Below are 25,584 nucleotides of genomic sequence, written 5' to 3'. Positions count from 1 at the left end.
TACACTCTAGCTTTCTTCGTTATGCATTTCCAAACCATTTTCAAGTGGCTCAGTAACTTTTGCTTTGGCATTATCACTACGTGTACTTTCAAGTGATTCAAGATACGTTTGATCTATATCTTTAGTTACATAATCACCGTCAAACACTGACGTTTCAAACGTTTCAATACCTGGGTTTTGCTCTCTAACCGCAGACTCTAAGTCTTCTAATGATTGATAAATCAATTTGTCTGCACCTATTAATGATGCCACTTCGTCAGCTTCACGGCCATAAGCAATTAACTCATTTGGTGACGGCATATCAATACCGTAAACATTCGGAAAACGAATCTCCGGAGCCGCAGACGCAAAAAACACCTTCTTGGCACCAGCGTCCCGAGCCATCTCTATTATTTGCTCAGAAGTAGTTCCACGTACAATTGAATCATCTACCAATAATACGTTTTTCCCTTTAAACTCTTCACCTATTGCATTTAATTTTCGGCGAACAGACTTTTTACGTTGAGCCTGACCTGGCATGATAAAAGTTCTACCAACGTAACGGTTTTTTACAAAGCCTTGGCGGTACGGTAGATCTAATTCATGAGCGATTTGTAATGCAATATCACAACTGGTTTCAGGGATTGGAATGACAACGTCAATGTCTAAATCAGACCATTCCTTTTTAATCTTTTGACCTAAATAGGTTCCCATCTTAACGCGAGATGCGTAGACAGAAATATCGTTCAATTTAGAATCTGGGCGAGCAAAATATACATATTCAAAAATACATGGAACACACTTAGGATCTGGATAACATTGTTTTGTAAACAATTCACCTTGCTCTGTAATGTATATTGCTTCACCTGGAGCAACGTCACGGATTAATTTAAAGCCGTCAATATCAAGAGCAACACTTTCAGAAGCAACCATGTACTCGGTGCCCTTGTCCGTCTCACGCTCACCTAGTACAAGAGGGCGAATCCCATTTGGGTCTCTAAACGCAAGTAATCCATGACCGATAATGACCGCAACGACCGCGTATGCGCCACGCACATTTTGATGCAGACGACGTACCGCAGAAAACATGTTATCAGCTGATAATTCCATTAGCTTAGATTCACACAGCTCATGCGCTAAAATATTAAGAAGGAGCTCAGAGTCTGATGTCGTGTTTATATGACGACGAGCTTCTTTAAATAAATGTTTTCTGAGTTCAGTTGCGTTTGTTAAATTGCCGTTATGGGCGAGTGAGATACCAAATGGAGAGTTTACGTAGAATGGTTGGGCTTCCGCTGAACTAGAACTGCCAGCTGTTGGGTACCGTACGTGCCCTATTCCCATGTTACCTTGCAGTCTTTGCATATGGCGTTCTTGAAACACATCTCGAACTAAACCATTTGCTTTTCTAAGACGAAACTTCCCTTCATCAATGGTAACGATACCGGCGGCATCTTGACCTCTATGTTGAAGGACCGTTAAGCCATCATAAATAATTTGATTAACCGGGTCTTTGCCAACTATTCCAACAATACCACACATGATACGTTCTCCATCAAGGTTGTGTAGACAGTAAACTTGAGTTTTCTTGTAACAATTCAAAAAACCATTCAACGATAAAAGCGAATTCAGGAATTAGAATTGAGGATTGCCACCATAGCGAATCGCTAGCTGGCGTTAGAGTATCTAAAAAGAGTAAAGTTGCTGCAACGATTAGAGCGCCTCTGAGGCCACCAAATATCATTCCAAGCATTTTGTCTGTGCCTGTGAGTCCAGTGAACTGGACTATTTCAGAAAGAATATGATTAACCATTGCGCCAAGAATAAGGGTGATTATGAATAAAATTGCAATGGCTGAGCCGTTTCGAACAAGCTCTTTTTCGATACCAGTTAGGTACGTTGCTAAATAGGGATAAAATTGACTGGCCACAAAAAAGGCGGCAATCCAAACGGCAAGTGATACAGATTCTTTTACAAAACCTCGAACCAAGCTAACCAACGATGAAATAGCGATAATTGCTATTATTGCGTAATCAATCCATACCATAAAAAACAACTTTTCCACTGGTAATTTTCGGCGCGAAGTCTAGCAGATGCGTAAAGCACCTGCTACTAATTTCTCGTTTCAAAACGTGTAATTTTACCTACAAGACCATTAATTTCTTTAATTTTAATTTGAGTTTTTTCCAGCACTTCTTTGTCTTGCTCTGGCCCTACGTAAACTTTGGAAAGTATCCCAGCTTTGGTTTGTACTGGCTTAGTGTAGGTTTCAATGCCAGCTTCGCGTAATTTTTCTCTTAGTGTGACGACGTTTTCTTTATGTTTAAAACTGCCAAGCTGTAAAATCCACATTGGCTTTTTAAAGTCAGACTTAGTTACAGAAACTTGCGCTTCTTGAGGCTGTGAACTGGTCTTCTCACTTTTTGCAATCGTAGCTGAAACACTATTTTCCAACACCACTTCTGGTTGTGATTCATCAAGGTTATTTTGCTCTGCTACCGACTGAACCTCGACATTTTCAACTTCTGTAACTTCATCATCAATCGCCTTTTCATCAGCTTCTTGAGGAACTTTAGATATAGTCTCTTCAACCAGTGCTACCGGAAATTCTTCGTTGTTTGCCTCTTGGTCGAACATAGGCTTGTCAGGAATCTTTTTGAAGTCGGCTTTTGTCGTTTCTTTCTTACCATCCAATAGATCAGGAATAAATACGACTCCCACAATAACAACTATTAACATCCCTAATAATCGCTGTTTAATTAAATCTGTCACTTTTGCCTCTTTATCTTTTATTGGAGTTTAAGAATTTCACACACAGTGTAAAACGAACCGAAGCCAAGTAAAAGCTCTTCTGTCTGCTGATGCTTTTCAGCCTCAAGCCAAGCCTTAGGTAGTGACTCATATACAGAAACTTGCTTCGCACCTAAATCTAATAAAATTGCTTGTATATCCGTAGCACTTGCCGCCCTTTTGTTACCCTGAAGATCACCTAAATGCCAGTGATCTATTCTATCAATTAGTAGCTCTAATGTGTCCTTAATGTCTTTGTCTTTCATCATAGCAACAACGGCATGAGTGCATTTACGTTGATTAAATAACGGATTCGCTATAAGTGTTTCATTTAGGTAGTTAACTGCATGTGGGTTGTGCGCAACGTCAACAAGTTGCAAGGGTTGAGTCTTAAGTATTTGCATTCTTCCAGGCAGTGAAAAATCTGCAATAACTTGGTTTAGTATTGCTTCATTTAAATTTACTTCCAATGCAATTAGCGTTGTGATGGCGGTTGCTATATTTTGTTTGGGAACGAAGTTAGCTCGTAAGTTTTTGAATTCTAAATTGCCATAATTATAGTGCCATCTAGATGCAGCAAACTCTTGAGCATTTTCACCCATTTTTGCATTGCTAAATTTAAATTCTTTGCCACTCCATAAGGTCTGACTTACCTGCAACGAATCTGCCTGTTGCTTTATCGTTTTAGGAGGGTTAGTTTCGCCTATAATCGCTAAATTGTCTTTTTTAAAGATACCCGCTTTTTCAAAGGCTATCGCTTCAAGCGTATTTCCTAACCAGTCAGTGTGATCTAAACCAATACTAGTAATTACAGATATATCTTGCTGGATAATGTTTGTTGAGTCTAAACGCCCACCTAAACCAACTTCCACTAGAACCACATCGAGCTTTGAATCTTGAAAAATTTTAAATGCAGCTAGCGTTGAGAATTCAAAATAAGTAAGCGAGGTACCTTCTTTGTGTTGCTCAATAAACTCAAAAGCCTCTACGTGTGTTTCATCATCGAGTAATTCACCATCTATACGAACTCTTTCATTGTATTTAAACAAATGCGGCGAGCTAAACACACCAACCCTATAACCCAATTTAAGTAGGGTCATTTCAATAAATCGTATTGTTGTCCCTTTACCATTGGTTCCCGCAACAAGTACTGTTTTTTTAGCACCTAGATTTTTAATATCTGCTTTTACTGCAACAGAGTCGACTCTTGATAAACCAAGGTCAATCTCAGTAGGGTGTTGTTGCTCTAAATAAAAAAGCCAGTCGTTTAGTGACTGGCTTTGAAATGTTGAATTGCTCATTACGCGGTTCTATGTTCTTTTTCCAGTGACGGTAGTTTACACATTTTTGCAAACAATCTCGCTACTGTATTGCGCATTTCTCGTCGATCCACAATCATGTCAATGGCACCATGCTCCAGAAGGAACTCGCTTCGTTGGAATCCTTCAGGTAACTTTTCTCGCACAGTTTGTTCAATAACGCGAGGGCCAGCAAAGCCTATAAGAGCTTTAGGCTCACCGATATTAATATCACCTAGCATTGCTAAGCTTGCCGAAACTCCACCCATTGTTGGATCAGTGAGCACTGATATAAATGGAATCCCTTTATCACTAAGTTTTGCTAATGCAGCACTCGTTTTTGCCATTTGCATTAAAGAGAATAGAGCCTCTTGCATTCGAGCACCACCTGATGCTGAAAAACAAATTAATGGGATATTTTCATTGATACAAACATTCACAGCTTGGACAAACTTTTCACCCACGACCGTTGCCATGGAACCGCCCATGTATGAAAATTCAAATGATGCAGCAACACATGGAACACCTTTGACACGACCTTTTAGTACGATCATCGCGTCTTTTTCTTTACTCTGCTTTTGTGCCGCTGAAATACGATCTTTGTATTTTTTAGTGTCTCTGAATGACAGCACATCTTGTGGCTCTAAATCTGCTGCAATTTCCGTTTTTTCACCCGCATCTAAAAACAACTCTAGTCGTTTACGACCCGTTAAACGCATGTGATGATCACATTTAGGACATACGCCTTGTTCTTTTTCTAAATCGTTTTTATATAAAATCGCATCACAGCTTGTGCACTTTGTCCAAACACCTTCAGGAATGTTTCGTTTAGTTGAGGTATTTGTCTTTGGTAGAATCTTTTCTATCCAGCTCATTTGTTACTGCCTTATAAAAGTTGTCCACTTTATTCATTCAAGATGAAAAATCTGCGCCTATTAAAACACAACCTTTATATAAAAACTTGCTTAAACTGGTCTTATTTGTCGGTAAAAAGATTAAAAAAGAATCAGAAATGGTCACAACATTAGATAAAAAGAGGACCAAGTTTGGAATTCGGTAAATTAAACTCTTCAGGATAATCTACATCGATTAAATAAAGGCCATTCGGTTTCGCGGTTTCTGCGGCTTGAGTTCGATCTTTTTTTGCAAGTAAGTCAGCCATCCAACTCACTTCCTGCTCACCTTTACCCACTGCAATAAGACTACCCGCTATGTTCCTTACCATATGGTGAACAAAGGCATTTGCTTTAATATCTATGATAACGAACGAGCCTTGGCGTGTTACTGAAACAAAATGAACATTGCGATTTGGAGAGTTCGATTGGCATTGCGCGGCTCGGAACGAAGAAAAGTCATTTTCGCCAAGTAAGCACTGTGCAGCTTCATGCATTTTGTCAGCATTTAAGGGCATATGATAATGACTTAACCCCTTGTTTAGGATTCCTGGTCGTAACTTTTCATTATAAATAATGTAGCGATAACGTCGTGCTGTTGCTGAAAAACGTGCGTGGAAGTCATCAGGGACCTCTTTCATCCAAGTGACGGCAATTGCATCTGGAAGGTTTGCATTTATGCCCATCGTCCAGCCTCGTTCACCACGGATGGATTCTGTATCAAAGTGAACAACTTGACCTGTACCGTGAACGCCAGCGTCAGTTCGTCCGGCACAAAACACATCAACTTTATGATTTGCAACTTTTGACAGCGCAGCTTCTAAGCACTCTTGAACAGTGGTGACATCTCTTTGTCTCTGCCAACCAAAAAACTGTGCACCGTCGTACTCTATACCTAACGCTATTCGCATATTATATTGCCCTAAAAATAAAAAACGCAGAATTATAAAAAATCTGCGTTGATTATACTATGAATTACTATTTGGTTTTAACCATTTAACTCATCTAATAATGAGAGCGCTTGCTCTTTAGCTTCTTTATTATCACTTAAAGCAATTTTATCTAAAATTAGCTTCGCATTTTCCACATCGTCCATTTCAATGTAGGTTTTTGCTAGATCTAATTCCGAAGCCATTCCACCAGCTTCCGTATCAACATCGACCGAGCCTCTACTTGACGCTAACTCATCAAAATCGTCTAGCCCCACATCAATGTCTAAATCCTCAGGAATTTCTGAATCATCATCATCTAGGTCATCCATTAGATTATCGACACTTAAAAAGTCTTCATCTAGATCATCAAGTAGGTCGTCATCGATATTATCACTGCTTATCTCCGACTGCTCATTTGCTTCGTTTAAATTTGGAGCTTCAGGTTCAGCTTCAGTGGCTTCATTGACCTGTTGGTTCTCATCAGATAGTTCAGCTAATAACTGGTCAAAATCGGCTTGCTCTAATTCATCGATCTCAAACGAAACATCATCAGTTTTGCTCGACGTTTCAATTTCATCTTCTACAGACTCGCCTATGAGTGATTCATCATCAGCTAGAAGGCTGTGGATATCACTTTCATCGAAGCTCGCATTTATTAAATCGTCATCTAAGAAACCGTCGTCAATATCACTACCTTCTGATAACAGGTTTGATATATTTTCCTCGCCAAAGCCGTTGCCCCCAAGATCAACACCTTCGGCTAGGTCGTCTCCTAATTCATCAATATCGACATTTTCAGATTCAGACTCAACCGATTCATTTTCATCGGTATCTTCTAAACGCTCTTCTGTTTCTGTTTCATCAAATAATTCTATATTGTCATCGTCAATTATTTCATTAGAAACAGGTGGCAACTCGCTATCAATTTCTTCCGATAGCTCTGCGTCATCGTCCATTTCTAACTCAGGATATTCGTCTAACTCTGCACTCGGCTCCACATCTGAAACCGGGTGGTCGTCTTCTTGTTCATCTGATGAGAGATCAACGTCTTCATGAGATAGGTCTTCAATTATTTCGTCAGCTTCATCAGCGTCTAATTCTGGTTCAGGCTCTAGTTCTAGCTCAGCTTCGACTTCTGGTTCAGCTTCTAATTCTGGTTCAGCTTCTAATTCTGGTTCAGCTTCTAGTTCTGGCTCAGCCTCTAGTTCTGGTTCAGCTTCTAGTTCTGGTTCAGCTTCTAGTTCTGGCTCAGCCTCTAGTTCTGGCTCAGCCTCTAGTTCTGGTTCAGCTTCTAATTCTGGCTCAGCTTCGACTTCTGGTTCAGCTTCTAGTTCTGGTTCAGCTTCTAGTTCTGGTTCAGCTTCTAGTTCTGGTTCAGCTTCTAATTCTGGTTCAGCTTCTAGTTCTGGTTCAGCTTCTAATTCTGGTTCAGCTTCTAGTTCTGGCTCAGCCTCTAGTTCTGGCTCAGCCTCTAGTTCTGGTTCAGCCTCTAGTTCTGGCTCTGGTTCAGCTTCTGGCTCAGATTCTAGTTCTGGTTCAGCCTCTAGTTCTGGCTCTGGTTCAGCTTCTAATTCTGGTTCAGCTTCTAATTCTGGTTCAGCTTCTAGTTCTGGTTCAGCTTCTGGCTCAGATTCTAGTTCTGGTTCAGTTGACTCGGCAGCATCATCAATTAGAGAATCGATATCAAAATCATCATCTTCTAATGTAATATCGTCGGCATCTATTTCTGACGAAGCTTCTGGTTCAGGTTCAGTTGACTCGGCGGCATCATCAATTAGAGAGTCGATATCAAAATCATCATCCTCTAATATAATATCGCCGGCATCTATTTCTGACGAAGCTTCTGGCTCAGCTTCTAATTCTGGCTCTGCTGAACCGGCAGCACCATCAATTAGCGAGTCAATATCAAAGTCGTCATCCTCTAGCGCTACTTCTTCAATGTCATCTTCAGTTAAATCTGGCTGTTCGCTAGTTTCCTTTTCAGAATCAGTTTCGTCTTCAATCAAAGAGTCAATATCAAAGTCATCACCAGTCAATACTTCTGGTTCTTCGTCTATTGCCTCGGTATCGCCGGCCTCTTCAATCAACGAATCTATGTCGAAGTCGTCTTCATCTAAACCAAGCTCATCGTCTAAATCATTTACACCTGTATCCATATCATCGTCAGGTGCTGCACCTTGGTCGATATCGGCTGCAACAGATTCATCTGTCACAATATCAGTTTCATCCATGTCTTCGCTAAGCTGATCGGTAAGATCATCATCTAATGCATCAAGTGAGTCGTCGTCATCCATATCCAGCAAGGCATCAATGTCACCTGCTTGTACGATTGACTCTTCTTCATCATCGGCAAGATCTATTTCTTGTAACTCAGAGCCATCGTCGAGTAACTGATCGTCATCAATAGAATCATCGAAAGCAGAGTCATCAAATGCGGATTCATCGGATAACAGCTCATCGTCATCCAATGAAACATCGTCTAAAGAGTCATCATCTAATAGATCATCGTCCATATCTAAGCCATCGAGATCATCTTCTAGCGCGTCATCTAAACCAGACAGGTCATCACTAAATGGATCCAATGAGTCTAGACTGTCATCTACATCTAAATCAGAGGCGATATCTAAATCTGGAGCTTCACTAAAACTTCCTGCCATTGGCGAATCAAGAGGTGCAGATAACGGATCCATTAAAGGGTTCGATTCAGTGTTTGATTTCTTTTTGAGAAATAACGCTAAACCTACTAAAACAGATAACGAAAGTAAGGTAGACAGAACAATAATTCCTGTTGTTGACGATAAAAACTCATTTATTTCATCGAAAACACTTTTATCTTCTGCTTGAGCCTTTGCAAGTGCCAATTCTTCTTGTTGTTTTAACAACAACTCTTCAAGTTTAGTGAGTATTTGTTGAGTTTCTTGTCTTAATTGACTTTCATTGCCAATTGCTTGCTCTACGTTTGTTAATTTATCCGACAATGCAGAGAGCTTATCTTGCAAGGCTAAGTTTTCTTCTTGAAGGGACTGATTTTGGGTTTTTGCACTATCGAGCTGTGTTTGGATTGTTTCAAAAGCTTTAACCTGCTTCTCTTCAACTTGTTCTATCTTTTTTGATATTTCTTTTTTTGCGTTAGTAACATCGACTTGTTTTGCCGCTTCTATCGGCGCCAATGCGATATCAATTTTACTTTGGTCCAACTTGCCACTAATTATGTCTTGCCACAGTTTATCGTCTGCATCAGCCCGTTCTTTTGCATATAACGGCTCTATCGCCATTACTTCTTTATGGCTAGGTATTTTTAATATACTACCCGTTTTTAAGCCATTTAAATTATTATAATCAAAAGCATTTGGGTTCTTTTTTAAAACAGCAACCATAACTTGATACACAGAAACATTATTTCTGTGTCTAAATTTATTACCCAGTTTCCACATGGTGTCACGGCTGGTGATAGGCCCATATGTTTCGCCCATTTCGCCATAGTCGACCCCTTTAGGGCCTTTTAGTTTGTTATCTGCATAAACCGAATTTGCCGTTGAGAACGACAAGATGAACATAAACAGAGCAAATAATTTTAAGCTAGAGCGCATTGATAAATTCCAGATTCAATATAATTCCGCCAATTTGCGGTAATAGGTTGTTGTCTCGAGCTATTTTCAATAAAAACTTAGATGAAAACACTACAAAAATAACTCAAGTCATCATTAATTATTTAAACACTTTAAAAAAGTAAAGCAAAGCTTGTACCACTTAATTCTGTCAACTTTATGTCGGTTTATTAAATTTAGACCAAAAAAAAGCCTCGGTAGGTTCGAGGCTTATAAAATATTTATTTAAATCACAGATATTCTTTAATGAGTAGTTCCGCAATTTGCAAACTATTCGTTGCCGCGCCCTTACGAACGTTATCGGCCACTACCCATAAATTTATACCATTTGGATGAGAAATATCTTCGCGAATACGGCCAACAAAGGTTTGATCTTGCCCACTAGCGTGTGTTACTTGAGTTGGATAGTCTTTATCTTCCGTCATTAATGCAACGCCAGGCGCATTTGCTAGTACGTTCTTTACATCTTCTGCAGAGACGGGTTGGCGTAACTCAACATGAATAGACTCTGCATGACCGTAAAAGACAGGCACTCGAACCGCCGTTGGATTTACTCGAATTGATTCGTCACCCATTATTTTATGCGTTTCCCAAACCATCTTCATTTCTTCACGGGTGTATCCGTTGTCTTCGAAGCTGTCTATTTGAGGGATAACGTTAAATGCCATTTGTACAGGAAAATGCTCCGTTTCTACTGGACGGCCATTCATCAACTGGGCGGTTTGAGCCACTAATTCATCAATTGCCCCCTTGCCTGCACCGCTCACTGATTGATATGTACAGACATTGATACGATCAATTCCATACGCGTCGTGTAACGGTTTTAATGCAACTAACATCTGAATAGTCGAACAGTTTGGATTCGCAATTATATTTCTGTTTCTAAAGTCAGCTAGCGCATGAGGATTAACTTCAGGGATCACAAGAGGTACATCTGGTTCGTTACGGAAATAAGATGTGTTGTCGATAACAACCACGCCCATATCAGCTGCAATCGGCGCATAACGTCTAGATGCATCAGAGCCTGCACTAAAGATTGCTAATTGGACTTGTGCCCAATCAAAATCAGCCGCGTTTTGCACTTCAATATCTTTCCCTTTAAATGAAATGCTGTCACCTGCTGAACGTTCACTCCCTAACGGGAACAGCTCCCCAACAGGAAAGTTTCTTTCCGCTAGCCCTTCTATGATGTTTTGGCCAACTAAACCTGTGGCCCCCAATACAGCAATATTATATTTTTGTTCTGACATTCTTTCTCTACTTAGTGTTGAAGCCTAACAAACGTAAAAAGTCGGCTACTTCAGGATGGTTACAGTTTACAGAAATTGACGACCATTCGCGACGTATTGGATAGTTTTTTCTTATCCAATCAAAACTATTTTTATCTAAGTTATGTCGAAAGACACCATCATCGCGTCTAACGTCATACACGGTATGAATGAGTATTTTTAACAAGCTTGTGGATGATAACTTCAAACCCAGACTTTGCTCTTTGTTGGAGTCAACTTTATAGTCTAAATGAATATCGGTTATTAGACCTTTTGGCAAAGTATTCGCCAAAGATACCGAAGTTTTTAACTTGAATAACTCACACACTTTTTTATAGAGCATTTCCGTGCCCTTGGCTTTTCCCTCAAGACTATATCCTGCAATATGCGCAGTCGTTAAATCGCAAAATGGAATTAATTCTTTAAGCGGATTTGGCTCACCTTCCCAAACATCTAGCACTAACCTTATGGCTGGTTTACCGTGTTTTTGACGGAACTGTATATGAGTCAACAAGGCTTGGTTATCTATCACCTCACCTCGACTCGCATTCACAATGCATACATCATCTTTTAATAACGGCAAATTTTTTCCGTTTAATAAATGATAGGTCGGATAAGGCCCAGTTCGAGTTAATGGTGTATGAAAGCTTATTACGTCGGCTTTAGTAAGTGCTGCTTCTAACGTAACGTAATTGGTTAAACTATCATCGTTAGCTCGATATGGATCACATAGTAAAAGCTCTATACCTAATACTGACAATTTTTGTTGTAAGTTTTGGCCAATATTACCAACACCTATGACTGCGACTGTTTTTTCACTAAAATCAATTTGGTATTTTTCGGCTAGAACGAACAAAGCACTTATTACAAATTCAGCGACAGAATTTGCGTTGCATCCTGGTGCAGAACTGAATGCTATGCCTCTTTCGCTAAGTAACTGTTTATCAATATGGTCTTCACCAATTGTTGCCGTTCCCACAAACTTTAATGCATTAGCCAGAGCGATTAGCTTTTCATCTACTTTGGTAATTGAACGCACTAATAAAACATCGACATCAATTAGCTGCTCTGGCGCTAAATCGCGACCCGGGAACCGTGTAACCTCTCCAAGACCTGAGAAAAACTCATCAGCAAATGGAATGTTCTCGTCTATTAAAAATTTCATTAGCACCCCAGTAATAAAAAACCCGAATAAGTTTAGCGCCTATTCGGGTTTGAAAGAATTGTTTTATAAACTATTTATATTTTTTTGAAGACCAGTGTGGCATTTGTACCACCAAAACCAAAACTATTAGACATAGCAGTGGTAACTTCTGCTGGCGTTGTTTCTGTTACTATATTCAAACCTTGCGCTTTTTCATCAAGATTTGAAATGTTAATCGATGGCGCAATAAATTTGTTCTCCATCATTAATAAACTATAAATAGCTTCGTGAACGCCGGCTGCACCTAGTGCATGACCTGTCATTGCCTTGGTTGCTGAAATCATTGGTGATTTACCGGCAAATACATTTTGAATTGCTCCTAGCTCTTTAACATCACCCACTGGCGTGCTCGTTCCATGAGTATTCAAATAATCAATTGGTGAATCAACCGTGCTTAACGCCATTTGCATACAACGCTCTGCACCTTCGCCCGACGGAGCAACCATATCAAAACCATCGGATGTAGCACCGTAACCCACTATTTCTGCGTAGATTTTTGCGCCACGCGCTTTTGCATGCTCATATTCTTCAACCACTACCATACCGCCACCGCCTGATATAACAAAACCATCGCGGTCCGCATCGTATGTTCTTGAAGCAACTTCTGGCGTATCATTGTATTTAGTCGATAACGCTCCCATCGCATCGAACATACCTGCTAATGTCCAATCGACTTCTTCACCGCCACCTGCAAATACAATATCCTGCTTACCTAGTTGTATTTGCTCTAAAGCGTGCCCTATACAATGCGCTGATGTCGCACACGCTGAACTTATTGAATAGTTAACGCCTTTTATCTTAAACGGTGTTGCCAAAGTAGCTGAACAAGTACTGCTCATTGTACGAGGTACTTGATATGGACCAACGCGTTTCACACCTTTTTCACGCAGAGTGTCACAAGCAATGATCTGATTTTTTGAAGATGCACCTCCCGAGCCAGCCAACAGTCCAGTTCGAGGGTTTGAAACCATTTCGTCCGTTAGCCCTGCATCAGCAATCGCTTCTTTCATAGCTATGTAAGCATACGCAGATGCTTCACCCATAAATCGGATTGCTTTACGGTCGATGTGCTCGGTAATATCAATATCAATGTTGCCCCAAACCTGAGAGCGTAAGTTATATTCTTTAAATTGCTCCGAAGCGGAAATACCTGATTTACCAGCTTTTAAGCTTGCCAATACTTCATCCTTATTGTTGCCGATACTCGACACAATACCCATACCAGTAATCACTGCTCTTTTCATAACTATCCTAATTATTGATTGTATGACTTAAATTTTTTTCAGTATTCTACGCACTTTTACAATCTAACTGGTCTAATTTCAGCGCACAAGTGTTAGCCGAATTAATTTTTTATTAAACTTGCATTACCTTTTTAAGCACAAACACGTAAAATTTACGTAACTAACATATACGACCGAGATGAAATTTTGATTAAAAACGCAAAGTTACAATTTGACGAAAATGGCACGCCTTATTCATCAGAGTTTGACGACATTTACTTTTCGAGGCGTGACGGTGTTGCTGAAACGGAATATGTTTTTTTAAAACACAATAAAATCATTCCTCGCTTTAGCGCTCAAATCAAAACATTCCATATTGCCGAAACTGGTTTTGGTACAGGCTTAAATTTACTGGTAACTTGGTCACATTTAATTGAAATTAACAAGTCCAAGGAAACACCATTAAAACTCACATTTACCACTTTTGAGAAATTCCCTTTAAGTAAATCTGACTTAGCTGCCGCGCTAAAACTTTGGCCACAATTTGCATCAATATCGTCACAACTAATTGAAGCATATCCCGATTCACTTCAAACAGACAACATACTTGTTCTTGAGGATGGATTAATAACATTAAGACTGTTAATTGGTGATGTTACCGATTGCATGCGTACGTTAGATTTGCAAAATGACCACAAAGTTGATGCTTGGTATTTAGATGGGTTCGCACCGAGCAAGAACCCTGAAATGTGGAATCCTGTTTTATTTGAAAACATGTATAGATTATCCAAGCCGGACTGCACCCTTGCTACCTTCACGGCAGCAGGCTTAGTTCGCAGAGGATTACGCGAAGCCGGTTTTGACGTTATAAAATACAAAGGTTTTGCTTTTAAAAGAGAAATGGTTGCGACTCGAGGGGTTGATTATGAATAGCGACCAGACTACATCTCCAGAAAGTTTCACGAGCAAACTTGATACACCCAAGACCGTGGCTATTGTTGGTGGTGGTATTTCGAGCTTAGTGTTAGCTGACTACTTATTTAAAAAGCTGCCAAATCTAAAAATAACACTTATTTGTAAAGACATTGACCTCGCACAACAAGGCTCCAGTAATAAGCAGGGTGCTATTTATCCGTTATTACAAGCTGGCGACTCTCTTATCTCCAACTTTTATGGTCGAGCGTTTGCACATGCTATTACTTATTATAAAGGACGGCTTCCTGACTACGCGACGGTTCCGCATCAATGGACTGGGGTTTTGCAACAAGCCTTTAACGAGAGTATGCCGACAAAGTTTGAGGAAATAGCGACTAAGTGGTCCAGTATTGTTGAATTTGTTGATGACAAAACCAGTTCTAAAATTGCAAATATAGATACGCCCTACAGTAGCCTCTATTTTGCCAATGGCGGTTGGCTGAATCCACTGCGATTTTGTCAGTGGCTGGGTGTAGAGTTACAAAGTAGTCACGACTTTACCATCCAATACAATACTGAAGTACAAAAAGTGCAACGAAACGATAACGATAATGTTTGGTCATTACATTTCGATAAAAAACAGCGTGACTTCGACCGCGTTGTATTATGTACAGGGGTAGACTCACCAAATATAGATTACAGTGATGGTAATACAATCCCAATTGCCGGCGTGTTAGGCCAAGTCTCTAGTTTTAATCCTAATACCACGATTAACAAACTTCGCACTGTGCTTTGTCATAAAGGCTACATAACCCCTAGTGATGGGGAACATCAAGCATTTGGAGCGACCTTTGAAAAATCATGGCAAAACAATGAGCCTACTGAATTAGCTAGGCAACAAAACATAAACCAGATAAAAAAAGTGTTCCCGAATACAAATTGGGCGCAATCGATAAGCATAAACGATATTAACCACGACAATACCGCTATTAGAGCGACAACACCTGATCATTTGCCTATTGCAGGAGAAATAATTGATTGGGCTTGGGTCGAGCATTACATAGACAATAACAATGGGAAATATAAACGTGCAGATAAAATACGCGGCTCCCACGATAATCCGCTACAAGGGCTTTATTGTTTAACTGGACTTGGCGCCAGAGGAATTACCTCAGCCCCTATTCTTGCGGATATGCTTAGTAGCGTGTTAGCAAACGAGCCATTTTCTAATAACGCAGTGGCATCGGTATTACCAACCGTCGCACCTGTGCGTTTTATGCTGAGGGAGTATAAACGTGCTAAAGGCAAACCAAACTAATAGATCAGCGATGTTGAGGTTACATCAAGTTTACTATTACTAGGGTTTTTCCATTTGAATAACAACTCTGCGGTTTTCTGCGCGCCCAAGAATTGTTTCGTTTGAGGCTATATGGCGTTTTTCACCAAAACCTTCAACGTCAATTTTAGTTTTATCGATTCCAAATTGAACGAATAAATCTTTAACTTCGTTTGCTCGCTTTTGCGACACTTTTAAGTTGGTATATCGACCGCCCCAAGAACTACTATAGGCCTTAACTTTAATACGCTCTATATTGGTATCGTGTTTTAAGTACTCTTCAATTTGAGCAAGTTTCTTTTTCGAGGCTTTATCAAGAGTTGCACTATTTTTCTCAAAATTAAGCACTGTGTATGAAATATCATCAAAGCTGTAGGGTAATAAATTATCCATGCAAGTAAGGAAATCGTAGTAGACGCCTCTAAAATTGGTTGCAGCTAAAGCAACGGCAACACGGTCAGACTTATTGTGCCAATCTGCGTAATATAAAGTTGGGAAATACCCTTTTTCAAGCTCAGTTAACATTACCCAAGCAGAGTCTTGGTCTACATCGCCATTAAACTGCTTTCTCCATTGTAAATCCGTGATATGTGTTGCACCCTGCCCTGGACGCCATTGTGGTGGTACTGACTCTATCTGTGCTAACGAATAATCTGCTGGCAGTCTTCTCAAGTCGAGTTCAAAGTTTAAATTGGCGAGTTTATTTGCCACACTGCTAAATATTGCCGTGCCGTAATTAGGGATTGTATGTTGTAACTCACACTGCAACTTATTATTGTCTGCAAGTTGCCATACCGAATTCTCTAACGTCGCCGAATAAGTCCTAAGGCTAGACTTAGCAAAGCTTGGCAGGCTTTGAAAAAAACTAAGTAGCAAAATAGTCACGACTATTACGCATCTATTTAATAACTGTGCTGGGCCTGAATTCATAGATTTCATCTTCACTTCTATCGTCAAAAATTATGGCTAACTTACAATACACTCATAGAAATAAAGCAAGTCGTGTACCATGTATTAAAGTATAATTAGTAAATGAAAAATAACCTAGTTCGTGTGATAATAACTGAGTAACTTAAACAGTCTTATGTGAGTCCCGTGACAGAATCTTCCAACGAAACAAATCAGAAAACCAAATCGGATCCAAATTTATTGAGCTCTCGTTTTAGAGGTTTTTATCCTGTTGTCATTGATGTCGAAACGGCTGGTTTTAATGCTAAAACAGATGCATTACTAGAAATAGCTGCCACTACATTAAAAATGGATGAAAATGGCGTTTTGCATAGAGACAAAACAATTCATTTTCATGTTGAGCCTTTTGAAGGCGCGAACATTGAGCAGGCTGCTATTGAATTTAACGGTATTGATCCATTCAATCCGTTGCGTGGCGCAGTAAGTGAATCAGATGCTTTAAAGGAAATATGCAAGGAAATTCGAAAAGGACAAAAAGCTGCCGGTTGCAACCGTTCAGTAATCGTTGCTCATAACGCTGCTTTTGATCATGGCTTTGTGATGGCCGCCATTGAGAGGATCAATTACAAACGAATTCCATTTCACCCCTTTGTAACTTTTGACACGGCCTCTTTTGCCGCACTAAGCTTAGGTCATACCGTGCTAGCAGAAGCTTGTAAACGCGCAGGATTAGGTTTTGATAACCGAGAGGCTCATTCGGCTAAGTACGACACTGAAAAAACCGCTGACTTATTTTGCTACATGGTAAATCGCTGGAAAGACCTTGGCGGCTGGCCAATACCAGAAGTCGCTGATGTAGGTGAGTCCGAAAAAGAAAGCGAATAAATTAGTGTAATAAGTAATAAGCAGCGTTTTACATTTTATTTCGCTGCTCATTTCAAACAATTAAGTTTTTAAAACAATTTAATTACAAAACAATTCTATTTGTCGGTTGGCAAGGCGCTTTTGTTGCGCGACGTCTTTTTCAGATAGCGTTTTTGGCTTTCCTTTTTCATCCAAAACACGAACCGAGTTAAACGACTCTAAAACTTTTAAGTTATGTTTTGCTTTATCGCAATAGAGTTTAGCCTGGGTATTAAGTTCATTTATCATTGAGCCATCTTCATCTTTGTTTTTACTTAATGGCAATTCAATAGCATTTGACGTTTCTTTGCCTCGTAAAACCCGATCGCCTTCTATTTCTAGCTCTTCATATTTACTATTTTGTGGGCGATACTCACTAAAGGTAACAACGCCTTTCTCATCAATCCAGCGATAAACTTTCACTTTTTGAGAACTAGCGTGCAGAACTCCCATATAGAACACGCAGAAAATTATCAAAAACTTCATCTAGTCCCCTTTTTGTCCTTTAATTTTTATATGCTATTGTGCTTTTATATCCTTATTTACCAAGAAAATAAAAGAATATTTCATGAATAGTAATAATTCGTCAAAGTCTCAGCATAAAGAAAAATTTTATTTATTGCCAAACTTACTAACTACCGCAGGTTTGTTTTTTGGTTTTTTTGCAATTATATCTGGGATCAATAGTAATTTTGAACATGCTGCTATTGCTATTTTTATCGCTATGATTTTTGACGGATTAGACGGTCGTGTGGCTCGAATGACCAACACACAAAGTGAATTCGGTGCACAGTATGACAGTATGGCTGATATCGTATCATTTGGCATTGCGCCAGCACTGCTCGCGTTTAATTTTTGTTTAACATCATTTGGAAAGTTAGGTTGGCTATCAGCATTTATTTTTGTTGCGTGTGCAGCACTGCGCCTAGCGCGATTCAATACCCAACTATCGACGACCTCAAAAAACTATTTCCAGGGCTTACCTTCTCCGGCAGCCGCGGCTTTACTAGCGAGCGCGGTTTGGATTCAACAAAGTTTTGATATTAATAATCAATTAAGTGCTTTACTAACCGCGATCATAACAGTGAGTGCTGGCTTACTAATGGTTAGTAATTTTAGATATAGTGCGTTTAAACAAATAAAGTGGGCGAAACAACATACATTTTTAAGTCTTTTGATTGTTGTTCTGTTGTTCGTCGTTATTGCAGCGAGGCCTGCGGAAGTTCTCTTTATTGTTTTTCTGCTATACGCATTTAGCGGCCCAGCGTTTGGCTTTAGCTCAATTAAGCTGTCATCTTTTTCCACCGCAGCGGATGCTGACTTTGAGAAAGATACCACTTTTGAAAACAACGATATAACTTCATCTGATACTAAATCAAAGGATTAGCATTAAATTCTTGTAGTCTATGACGTCTCAACTAGACTAAATAAAATACAAGAACATAGGAGTAGCTAATGGACTTTGTCAATTTTGAGGTTGGTTCGAAAACCATATCACTTGCCATTTTAAATATCTTACTGACCGAGCAGTATCGGAACAATTTGACGGAAGTACCAAACAATAATCCTAATTTTCTTGGTGCAAAAGAGTTTATGAATGTCCCGGTTCCAATATTTGACTTAGGCCGGATTTTAAATAATAGGTCAACAAAAGAGTTTAATTTAAAAACAATAGAGCAGTTACAGCTTCATAAACAATCATTAAACAGTTGGTTTGACTCAACTTCTAATCAAATTAACCCATGTGAGCCAGTTGTTTTCAAAAAATGGCTTGAGTCCTTTAAAAGCCAAGATTCAGACTTATCGATTGCACTCTCAAAAATTGCTGAAAGCATTGAACTCCTATTAGCAAAAGCTTCTAAACGCGGCGCCGTGCAAAGTGATGAGAATATAGAAGTAAGTAAAGTATTAACAAAAATCAACCAACTTTTTGACTCTGCTATTGAGCATATTGAATATACATATAAACCTATTATTATTTTTACCACGATAGACGATAGAAATCCGCATGTTGGTTTACTCGTAGACAAAGTAAAAGATAACATTCACGTAAAAGAAAGTGACATTAAAGGGTTAGATAGTGTTACTTCGGTGGGCTTTGATTTAGACAATGATACCAAGGCGATGTTAAAAGGCCTTATTCAACTTGACGGTAAGCATAGCTTAATAATTGATCCGGCGGCTTTATTCAAGCTTCCCGATTCAGGCTCTATCAAGCTATCTGATTTATCTGAAACAGCATGACTATGAAATTAGAGGCATTAAAAAATACAATGAAATACCTGCGGCAAAACCAGCAGCGATATCATCAATCATAATGCCAAGACCACCATGAACATGCTTGTCGAGGTAACTAATTGGCCAAGGCTTTACGATGTCAAAAAAGCGAAATAGAACAAAACCTACCGCAATCGCCGTCCAACTAAATGGCACAAAACAAAGTGTAATAAACATCCCTGCAAATTCGTCCCACACTATCGCTTTGTGGTCATGAACACCTATGTCAGACGCAGCTTTACCACAAATATATGGACCCACCAAGCAGGTGAACACAGTAAATATGTAAAACAAATATGCTGGGCTATATACAAAAGCAAGGTAAAGAGGAATAGCAGCTAACGTACCAAATGTACCAGGTGCAAAAGGCGCTAATCCACTACCAAAACCAGTAGCAAGTAAATGAACTTTATTACACAAATTGAACTTTACTGCTGGATTTTCCATTTAATACTACTCGTCGTCATGTGAAAAGTGTTGAAAGCCCTTTTCACCTTTTAATTCAAATGGTTCATTGTTAAAGGTCAATTCAATACCTGTATTCCCGCCATATATTTGACCTATACAGGTATACTTAACGCCCATTGCTGTCGCGTTTTGCTCGAGATAACCTTTTTTTTGCTCAGGTACTGTGAATAAAATTTCATAATCCTCACCACCTGTTAATGCCAAATTGATTGCTCTTTCTTGTCCAACCGCATCGTAAAGCGTGTGTGAGATAGGCAAACGTTCAACATCAATTCGTGCTGAAACACTTGAAGCTTTAAGAATATGCCCTAAGTCTTGAATCAGCCCATCCGAAATATCTAATGCCGAAGTTGCAGCATGCCTAATTACATGCCCAGCCGCAATTCGAGCTACTGGAAAGTCAAAGCGTTGCTGAATGTGCTCAGCGATATCACTTGGAAAAGTTAAACCTTTTAACTTTGACTCAACCGCTAACGCAGACTCGCCCAGTTCACCGGTGACATAGATCCAATCACCTGCTTTTGCTCCTGATCTTAAAAGTGCTTTATCTTCAGTGACAAAACCTTTCAAACTTACGGTTACAGCAAGAGGACCTTGAGTGGTATCGCCACCAACAATTTGAACATTATAGTATTCGGCAATTTCAAATAAACCGTCTGCAAACTCTTTTACCCACTGCTCGTCTGCCGAAGGCAATGTAATAGCAACAGACGCCCATGCTGGCTCTGCCCCCATTGCAGCAAAGTCACTCAAATTAACTGCTAGACAGCGATGTCCGATTGAGCGAGCGCTTGTATCTGTAAAAAAGTGAGTGTTTTCAACCATGGTATCTGTTGCAACAACGAGCAGCTTATCCTGCGGCATCTTTATTAAAGCGGCGTCATCACCGACGCCGACAGTAACATCTTTACGTTGCGGACCACGGCCTGAAAAGTAAGTTTGAATCATTTCAAACTCTTTCATAACCATTTCCCTTCTGGTATCAGTAGAATTATCTTAGAGGAATTCGAAGATCTTTTGCGGCTCTATCAAGTACACCGTTTACAAAACGGTGGCTATCGTCAGCACCAAACTTTTTAGCAAGCTCAATACCTTCGTTAATAGCTACTTTATATGGCACATCAACTCTAAACTTAAGTTCAAAGGCAGATAAACGCATGATTGCTTTTTCAATTTGATCCACTTCTTCATATGGGCGTTCCGTATATGGCGTTAAAGCCGTATCTAGCTCTTTGTAATGAGCCGCCACACCGCGAATCGCTTCTTTGAAAAATTCGACATCAATTTTGTTTACATCATTGTCTAATAAAAACTGTTGCTCAATATCACTAACGTGATTTTGGCTAATCTGCCATGAGTAAATAGCTTGTACCGCTAACGCTCTCGCTTTTCTTCGTGCTGCTGGTTTCATTAGAGTGCCTTAGATTTGATCCATTACGTTGACCATTTCAAGCGCACCAAGGGCAGCTTCGCCACCTTTGTTACCGGCTTTAGTGCCAGAACGCTCTATCGCTTGTTCGATGCTATCAGTCGTAATGACACCAAACGCTACTGGAATATCAAACTCAAGAGAGACAGTAGCTAAGCCTTTGTTACACTCGCCTGCAACAAAATCAAAATGAGGCGTACCGCCGCGAATAACTGCGCCAATCGCAATAATAGCGTCTACATCGCCACGCTTTGCAATCTTTTTCGCTGCTAATGGTAATTCATAAGCTCCAGGAACATAAACAATTGTTATATCGTCTTGATTCACTTCGCCGTGACGCTCTAATGCATCAACTGCACCCTCTAACAAGCTATCAACCACAAAGTGGTTAAAGCGAGATACTACAATTGCGAATTTTTTACCTGTAGCACGAAAATTGCCTTCGATTACGTTCATTCGTAAACCTTATTTCTTATCTTTAAAAAATTTTGCGCGATAATACCACAACATATTAGTAGATGTTAGCAGATCGCGCGATCTTAGATCTTATTCACTTACATACTCAACAACTTCTAAGCCAAAGCCGGAAAGTGCATGGTATTTTTTAGGTGAACTTAATAAGCGCATTTTGTTAACGCCAAGCTGTGCAAGTATTTGCGAGCCCACGCCAACATTTCGAGAGGTACCTTGCCATTTAGCTGGCGGTAAATTATCGCCATTGTCTTCAGCTTCAAAGCGTTTAACAATATTAATAAGTTCTTGGTTACTTTCTTGTTTTCCTAATAAGACAAGAACCCCGCCTTCATCAGCAATTTTCTTTAATGCTGAGTCAATTGAAAAGCTTCTGTTAACTGAACGGTCAGAGCTCAATAAGTCACTGAAAGTATTTTGTAAATGAACACGCACTAGCGGCGCTTCCATTGCGTTTAAATCGCCTTTTACCATTGCAAAATGTAGTTGCTCATCGATGGTGTCTTTAAATGTAACTAAGTTAAATTCACCAAACTGCGTAGGTATTTTGCAGCTTGCAATGCGCTCTACCGTCGTTTCATTTAGGTTTCGGTATTCAATTAAATCGGCGATCGTTCCAATTTTTAAATCATGCTTTTTCGCAAAAATTTCTAAATCCGGTCGACGCGCCATCGAGCCATCTTCATTTAAAATTTCAACAATAACACCCGAGTCTGTGCGGCCAGCTAATCGAGCCAAATCTACAGCAGCCTCTGTGTGTCCTGCACGAGTTAGAACACCACCTTTTTTAGCCACCAGTGGAAAAATATGCCCTGGCTGGACGATATCGGATGGTTTAGCGTCGGCTGCTACAGCTGCTTGAATTGTTCTTGCTCTATCAGCAGCACTAATGCCTGTGGTAACGCCCTCAGCAGCCTCTATTGATACAGTAAAGTTCGTAGCGAACTGTGCATTATTATTATCAACCATTAACGTTAGGTTTAGCGCGCGAGCTCGCTCTTCTGTCATCGGCAAACAAACTAAACCTCGAGCGTGTGTCACCATGAAGTTTATATGCTCTGGCGTCAACATATCTGCCGCCATTATCAGATCACCCTCATTTTCTCGGTCTTCATCGTCCATCAAGATAACCATTTTACCGTGACGAATATCTTCAATTATTTCTTCTGGTGTATTTAATTTCATTTTTTCTACCAATTTAGGGTGAAGCTTATTTTTTCAGATAACCTGCTCGCGCCAATAAAGACATATCAACACCTGATGAAGACTCTCCACCAGCTGCCTGTCCGAGCAGTCGTTCTACGTATCTTGCTATTATATCTATTTCAATATTTACTGCATCACCTACCACTGCATTCGCTAACGTAGTTTCAGCAAAAGTATGGGGGACAATTGTCAACTTACATTGACCATCCGTAACATCATTTACAGTAAGGCTTATACCATCAACCGTAATTGAGCCTTTTTTTACGACATATTTTGAAAGTTGGCTAGGTATGCTAATCCAAATATCTTTTGCTCTGCCATTGTCATATATAGACGCTATGTGACATACAGCATCGACATGACCACTAACCATGTGGCCACCAAAGCGAGTTGTTGGTAACATCGCCTTCTCTAAATTTACAGTTTGTCCGGCTTGATAATGCTTAAAGCCCGTGTACTTTATAGTTTCATTCGATACATCGGCTTGGTAGGAGTTCGCACTTTTTGATACAACGGTCAAACAAACGCCGTTTGTAGCGATACTGTCGCCTAAATGCACATCAGAAAAATCAAAGGTTGATGACTCGACCTCTATTCGGAAGTCTTCGCCAAGACGATTGATGCTTTTGATTTTGCCAGTTGTTTCAATTATTCCTGTAAACACAGTATTCCCATATCTTATTAGCGTTGTTAAACTTTTGGTGAGTATGTTAAACGAATATCTTCGCCTACAACTCTACAGTCTAGTAAATTGAGTGATTTTGTTTGAGACATATTTTCAAGTGGACCAAAAGGAACTAAATCCATTCCGCCTATACCCATCAGTTTTGGTGCGACATAGACAATAAGCTCATCAAATAGGTTACTAACGATAAAAGAACCAGCAAGCTTACCTCCTGCTTCCACCCATAGGTTATTGATTTGCAAACTACTACAAATAGCTAACACTTGCGCTATATCAAAACCACTTTGTTGGTCATAGTTCGCACCTATAATGCGGATATCGCCTCTGTCTTTAAACTCTTTTTGGAACTCTGACAAACCAGTATTTGATTTTATAATCACAATACCTGGGGTATCTGCGCTATTTGAGTCCAAGTCAATATTAAACAAATCAAGCTCATCGATTGTCGAGCGTTTAATTCTATTGTGTCCGTCTAAAATAACCTTAATTGGCTGACGAATTTGAGTAACAACACCATTGTAAGGGTACATAAACTCGAGTTGTTCTTCACGAACGTTTAGCCTTGCATTATCAACTAAAACCGTTTGTGCTGTTGTTAGAATAGCGCAACTCGCTGCTCGATATTTTTGCACATCTGCCCGCGCAGAGGGACCTGTTATCCATTTACTTTCGCCGTTGCTAAGGGCTGTTTTTCCATCCAATGAACTTGCTAGTTTTACCCGGACAAAAGGCTTGTTTTTTTCCATACGACTAAAAAAACCGTAATTTAAAGCTCGAGCATCGGCCTCTAACAAACCGACATGCACTTCGATACCAGCTCCTTTAAGTATTGCGATACCATTACCTGCAACTTGCGGGTTCGGATCAAGCATAGCGACAAACACGGTTGCCACTTTAGCCTCAATCAACCGAAGTGCACAAGGTGGGGTTCGGCCATAATGACTACACGGCTCTAATGTTACATAGGCCGTAGCACCTAAAGAGTCCTCCACGGATACATCGGCCAGCGCATTGACTTCGGCGTGACCACTACCCGCTTTTTTGTGCCACCCTTGCGAGATTATCTTGTTATTCTTAACAATAACACAACCTACGTTTGGGTTTGGTGATGTGGTATATGTCCCTTTTTTTGCAAGCTGAATAGCATGGGCCATGAACTCATGTTCTTGAAGAGTGTAGTGCTTACTTGGACTTTTTTCAGGCATTATTTGTCTTATTCAAATAGTTTCGATTGGCGGCTTTTTAGTTCTTTAGCTGAGTCTACTTGCTGACCTATTTTAGCAATTTCTTCACCAAACTCTTTGATATCTTCAAAGGAACGATAGACTGAGGCGAATCTGACGTATGCAACCTTATCTAGCTGAACGAGTCCATCCATAATAAGACTACCAATGAACTCTGAGGAGATCTCACGCTCTCCGGTATTCCTGATTTCTTTTTTGATTGAAAGGATAAGTTGATCAACTTGTTCAGTACAAACGGGTCTTTTCTCAATAGCGCGTAGAATGCCAGCACTCATCTTTTCTTCATTAAATGGCTCACGTTTACTATCTCGTTTTACCACTTTCGGCATGACCAACTCGGCACCTTCAAAAGTGGTAAACCTTTCATTGCATTCATTGCATGCACGGCGCCTGCGCACTTGCGAGCCACCGCCAACAAGACGCGAGTCAATTACTTTGGTTTCCGTTGCCGTGCAAAATGGACAATGCATATGTGTTTTCCTAGGAATAATAAAAAAGCCGTGTTTCCACGGCTTTAAATATTAACACAGCTTTTGCTGTAAAAAA

25 protein-coding genes are annotated in these 25,584 nt (G+C 39.9%); 5 read left to right on the top strand and 20 right to left on the bottom strand.

Annotation, left to right across the window (positions count from 1 at the left end):
• Positions 1-6: 6 nt before the first annotated feature.
• From purF to fabB, 10 genes are all read right to left on the bottom strand, one after another.
• On the bottom strand, positions 7-1,521 hold the full coding sequence (purF, locus tag J9318_RS06270) for an amidophosphoribosyltransferase (RefSeq protein ID WP_210562198.1): 1,515 nt from the start codon (positions 1,519-1,521) through the stop codon (positions 7-9).
• Between the two features lie 13 nt (positions 1,522-1,534).
• Positions 1,535-2,026, bottom strand: coding sequence for a CvpA family protein (locus J9318_RS06265; RefSeq protein WP_210562197.1), 492 nt, complete (start codon positions 2,024-2,026; stop codon positions 1,535-1,537).
• 65 nt (positions 2,027-2,091) lie between these two features.
• Positions 2,092-2,751 (bottom strand): SPOR domain-containing protein, encoded by a 660-nt coding sequence (locus J9318_RS06260; protein ID WP_210562196.1) that lies wholly within the window; start codon positions 2,749-2,751, stop codon positions 2,092-2,094.
• A gap of 17 nt (positions 2,752-2,768) precedes the next feature.
• The gene (gene folC, locus J9318_RS06255; RefSeq protein WP_210562195.1) at positions 2,769-4,070 is read right to left on the bottom strand and encodes a bifunctional tetrahydrofolate synthase/dihydrofolate synthase; all 1,302 of its coding nucleotides are present in this window, start codon (positions 4,068-4,070) and stop codon (positions 2,769-2,771) included.
• Positions 4,070-4,942: an acetyl-CoA carboxylase, carboxyltransferase subunit beta gene (accD, locus tag J9318_RS06250; RefSeq protein WP_210562194.1), complete on the bottom strand. Its 873-nt coding sequence runs from the start codon at positions 4,940-4,942 to the stop codon at positions 4,070-4,072. The genes folC and accD overlap by 1 nt, the downstream gene beginning before the upstream one ends.
• Positions 4,943-5,091: 149 nt before the next feature.
• Positions 5,092-5,871: a tRNA pseudouridine(38-40) synthase TruA gene (truA, locus tag J9318_RS06245; RefSeq protein ID WP_210562193.1), complete on the bottom strand. Its 780-nt coding sequence runs from the start codon at positions 5,869-5,871 to the stop codon at positions 5,092-5,094.
• Between the two features lie 77 nt (positions 5,872-5,948).
• A complete protein-coding gene (locus J9318_RS06240) occupies positions 5,949-9,482 on the bottom strand; it encodes a FimV/HubP family polar landmark protein (RefSeq protein ID WP_210562192.1) in 3,534 nt (1,177 codons plus the stop codon).
• Between the two features lie 248 nt (positions 9,483-9,730).
• Positions 9,731-10,750, bottom strand: coding sequence for an aspartate-semialdehyde dehydrogenase (locus J9318_RS06235; RefSeq protein ID WP_210562191.1), 1,020 nt, complete (start codon positions 10,748-10,750; stop codon positions 9,731-9,733).
• Positions 10,751-10,757: 7 nt separating this feature from the next.
• Entirely contained in the window at positions 10,758-11,933 is a 1,176-nt protein-coding gene (locus tag J9318_RS06230) for a 4-phosphoerythronate dehydrogenase (RefSeq protein WP_210562190.1), read from the bottom strand.
• 74 nt (positions 11,934-12,007) lie between these two features.
• Positions 12,008-13,216 (bottom strand): beta-ketoacyl-ACP synthase I, encoded by a 1,209-nt coding sequence (fabB, locus tag J9318_RS06225; RefSeq protein ID WP_210562189.1) that lies wholly within the window; start codon positions 13,214-13,216, stop codon positions 12,008-12,010.
• Between the two features lie 186 nt (positions 13,217-13,402).
• Here fabB and mnmC2 point away from each other — a divergent pair, with 186 nt between their 5' ends.
• Positions 13,403-14,128 (top strand): tRNA (5-methylaminomethyl-2-thiouridine)(34)-methyltransferase MnmC2, encoded by a 726-nt coding sequence (gene mnmC2, locus J9318_RS06220; protein ID WP_210562188.1) that lies wholly within the window; start codon positions 13,403-13,405, stop codon positions 14,126-14,128.
• Positions 14,121-15,428, top strand: coding sequence for an FAD-dependent 5-carboxymethylaminomethyl-2-thiouridine(34) oxidoreductase MnmC1 (mnmC1, locus tag J9318_RS06215; RefSeq protein WP_210562187.1), 1,308 nt, complete (start codon positions 14,121-14,123; stop codon positions 15,426-15,428). The genes mnmC2 and mnmC1 overlap by 8 nt, the downstream gene beginning before the upstream one ends.
• 39 nt (positions 15,429-15,467) lie before the next feature.
• On the opposite strand, the gene J9318_RS06210 is transcribed toward mnmC1, so the two are convergent.
• Positions 15,468-16,385 (bottom strand): flagellar protein MotY, encoded by a 918-nt coding sequence (locus J9318_RS06210; protein WP_244731944.1) that lies wholly within the window; start codon positions 16,383-16,385, stop codon positions 15,468-15,470.
• A gap of 156 nt (positions 16,386-16,541) precedes the next feature.
• Here J9318_RS06210 and rnt point away from each other — a divergent pair, with 156 nt between their 5' ends.
• Positions 16,542-17,240 carry a ribonuclease T gene (gene rnt, locus J9318_RS06205; RefSeq protein WP_210562186.1) on the top strand — a complete coding sequence of 233 codons (699 nt, stop codon included), beginning with the start codon at positions 16,542-16,544 and terminating at the stop codon, positions 17,238-17,240.
• Between the two features lie 78 nt (positions 17,241-17,318).
• Here the strand turns inward: rnt and J9318_RS06200 are convergent, their stop codons facing one another.
• The gene (locus J9318_RS06200) at positions 17,319-17,744 is read right to left on the bottom strand and encodes a DUF4124 domain-containing protein (protein WP_210562185.1); all 426 of its coding nucleotides are present in this window, start codon (positions 17,742-17,744) and stop codon (positions 17,319-17,321) included.
• Between the two features lie 82 nt (positions 17,745-17,826).
• Here J9318_RS06200 and pssA point away from each other — a divergent pair, with 82 nt between their 5' ends.
• Positions 17,827-18,645 (top strand): CDP-diacylglycerol--serine O-phosphatidyltransferase, encoded by an 819-nt coding sequence (gene pssA, locus J9318_RS06195; RefSeq protein WP_210562184.1) that lies wholly within the window; start codon positions 17,827-17,829, stop codon positions 18,643-18,645.
• Positions 18,646-18,713: 68 nt separating this feature from the next.
• Entirely contained in the window at positions 18,714-19,502 is a 789-nt protein-coding gene (locus J9318_RS06190) for a chemotaxis protein CheW (RefSeq protein ID WP_210562183.1), read from the top strand.
• On the opposite strand, the gene J9318_RS06185 is transcribed toward J9318_RS06190, so the two are convergent.
• From J9318_RS06185 to nrdR, 8 genes are all read right to left on the bottom strand, one after another.
• Positions 19,503-19,982 carry a phosphatidylglycerophosphatase A family protein gene (locus J9318_RS06185; RefSeq protein WP_210562182.1) on the bottom strand — a complete coding sequence of 160 codons (480 nt, stop codon included), beginning with the start codon at positions 19,980-19,982 and terminating at the stop codon, positions 19,503-19,505.
• 6 nt (positions 19,983-19,988) lie between these two features.
• Positions 19,989-20,966 (bottom strand): thiamine-phosphate kinase, encoded by a 978-nt coding sequence (thiL, locus tag J9318_RS06180; RefSeq protein ID WP_210562181.1) that lies wholly within the window; start codon positions 20,964-20,966, stop codon positions 19,989-19,991.
• A gap of 28 nt (positions 20,967-20,994) precedes the next feature.
• Positions 20,995-21,414, bottom strand: coding sequence for a transcription antitermination factor NusB (gene nusB, locus J9318_RS06175; RefSeq protein WP_210562180.1), 420 nt, complete (start codon positions 21,412-21,414; stop codon positions 20,995-20,997).
• Positions 21,415-21,423: 9 nt separating this feature from the next.
• Positions 21,424-21,888 (bottom strand): 6,7-dimethyl-8-ribityllumazine synthase, encoded by a 465-nt coding sequence (ribH, locus tag J9318_RS06170; protein WP_210562179.1) that lies wholly within the window; start codon positions 21,886-21,888, stop codon positions 21,424-21,426.
• A 90-nt stretch (positions 21,889-21,978) separates the two neighbouring features.
• Entirely contained in the window at positions 21,979-23,088 is a 1,110-nt protein-coding gene (gene ribBA, locus J9318_RS06165) for a bifunctional 3,4-dihydroxy-2-butanone-4-phosphate synthase/GTP cyclohydrolase II (RefSeq protein ID WP_210562178.1), read from the bottom strand.
• Positions 23,089-23,113: 25 nt separating this feature from the next.
• Positions 23,114-23,773 (bottom strand): riboflavin synthase, encoded by a 660-nt coding sequence (locus J9318_RS06160; protein WP_210562177.1) that lies wholly within the window; start codon positions 23,771-23,773, stop codon positions 23,114-23,116.
• A gap of 26 nt (positions 23,774-23,799) precedes the next feature.
• Entirely contained in the window at positions 23,800-24,999 is a 1,200-nt protein-coding gene (gene ribD, locus J9318_RS06155) for a bifunctional diaminohydroxyphosphoribosylaminopyrimidine deaminase/5-amino-6-(5-phosphoribosylamino)uracil reductase RibD (RefSeq protein WP_210562176.1), read from the bottom strand.
• 8 nt (positions 25,000-25,007) lie between these two features.
• Positions 25,008-25,508 (bottom strand): transcriptional regulator NrdR, encoded by a 501-nt coding sequence (nrdR, locus tag J9318_RS06150; protein WP_210562175.1) that lies wholly within the window; start codon positions 25,506-25,508, stop codon positions 25,008-25,010.
• Between the last annotated feature and the right edge of the window lie 76 nt (positions 25,509-25,584).

Origin of the sequence: Psychrosphaera aestuarii, from assembly GCF_017948405.1 — a bacterium.
GTDB classification, from domain to species: Bacteria; Pseudomonadota; Gammaproteobacteria; order Enterobacterales; family Alteromonadaceae; genus Psychrosphaera; species Psychrosphaera aestuarii.
This window is presented reverse-complemented; position numbering and strand designations above follow the sequence as displayed.

Excerpts from the sequence above, each read along its gene's own strand:
- J9318_RS06235 (WP_210562191.1), bottom strand. The coding sequence starts at position 10,750 with ATGTCAGAACAAAAATATAATATTGCTGTATTGGGGGCCACAGGTTTA.
- J9318_RS06185 (WP_210562182.1), bottom strand. The coding sequence starts at position 19,982 with ATGGAAAATCCAGCAGTAAAGTTCAATTTGTGTAATAAAGTTCATTTA.
- J9318_RS06240 (WP_210562192.1), bottom strand. The coding sequence starts at position 9,482 with ATGCGCTCTAGCTTAAAATTATTTGCTCTGTTTATGTTCATCTTGTCG.
- mnmC1 (WP_210562187.1), top strand. The coding sequence starts at position 14,121 with ATGAATAGCGACCAGACTACATCTCCAGAAAGTTTCACGAGCAAACTT.
- J9318_RS06200 (WP_210562185.1), bottom strand. The coding sequence starts at position 17,744 with ATGAAGTTTTTGATAATTTTCTGCGTGTTCTATATGGGAGTTCTGCAC.
- ribD (WP_210562176.1), bottom strand. The coding sequence starts at position 24,999 with ATGCCTGAAAAAAGTCCAAGTAAGCACTACACTCTTCAAGAACATGAG.
- fabB (WP_210562189.1), bottom strand. The coding sequence starts at position 13,216 with ATGAAAAGAGCAGTGATTACTGGTATGGGTATTGTGTCGAGTATCGGC.
- pssA (WP_210562184.1), top strand. The coding sequence starts at position 17,827 with ATGAATAGTAATAATTCGTCAAAGTCTCAGCATAAAGAAAAATTTTAT.
- J9318_RS06210 (WP_244731944.1), bottom strand. The coding sequence starts at position 16,385 with ATGAAATCTATGAATTCAGGCCCAGCACAGTTATTAAATAGATGCGTA.
- folC (WP_210562195.1), bottom strand. The coding sequence starts at position 4,070 with ATGAGCAATTCAACATTTCAAAGCCAGTCACTAAACGACTGGCTTTTT.
- thiL (WP_210562181.1), bottom strand. The coding sequence starts at position 20,966 with ATGAAAGAGTTTGAAATGATTCAAACTTACTTTTCAGGCCGTGGTCCG.
- J9318_RS06265 (WP_210562197.1), bottom strand. The coding sequence starts at position 2,026 with ATGGTATGGATTGATTACGCAATAATAGCAATTATCGCTATTTCATCG.
- purF (WP_210562198.1), bottom strand. The coding sequence starts at position 1,521 with ATGTGTGGTATTGTTGGAATAGTTGGCAAAGACCCGGTTAATCAAATT.
- ribBA (WP_210562178.1), bottom strand. The coding sequence starts at position 23,088 with ATGAAATTAAATACACCAGAAGAAATAATTGAAGATATTCGTCACGGT.
- J9318_RS06190 (WP_210562183.1), top strand. The coding sequence starts at position 18,714 with ATGGACTTTGTCAATTTTGAGGTTGGTTCGAAAACCATATCACTTGCC.
- ribH (WP_210562179.1), bottom strand. The coding sequence starts at position 21,888 with ATGAACGTAATCGAAGGCAATTTTCGTGCTACAGGTAAAAAATTCGCA.
- nusB (WP_210562180.1), bottom strand. The coding sequence starts at position 21,414 with ATGAAACCAGCAGCACGAAGAAAAGCGAGAGCGTTAGCGGTACAAGCT.
- nrdR (WP_210562175.1), bottom strand. The coding sequence starts at position 25,508 with ATGCATTGTCCATTTTGCACGGCAACGGAAACCAAAGTAATTGACTCG.
- J9318_RS06230 (WP_210562190.1), bottom strand. The coding sequence starts at position 11,933 with ATGAAATTTTTAATAGACGAGAACATTCCATTTGCTGATGAGTTTTTC.
- truA (WP_210562193.1), bottom strand. The coding sequence starts at position 5,871 with ATGCGAATAGCGTTAGGTATAGAGTACGACGGTGCACAGTTTTTTGGT.
- accD (WP_210562194.1), bottom strand. The coding sequence starts at position 4,942 with ATGAGCTGGATAGAAAAGATTCTACCAAAGACAAATACCTCAACTAAA.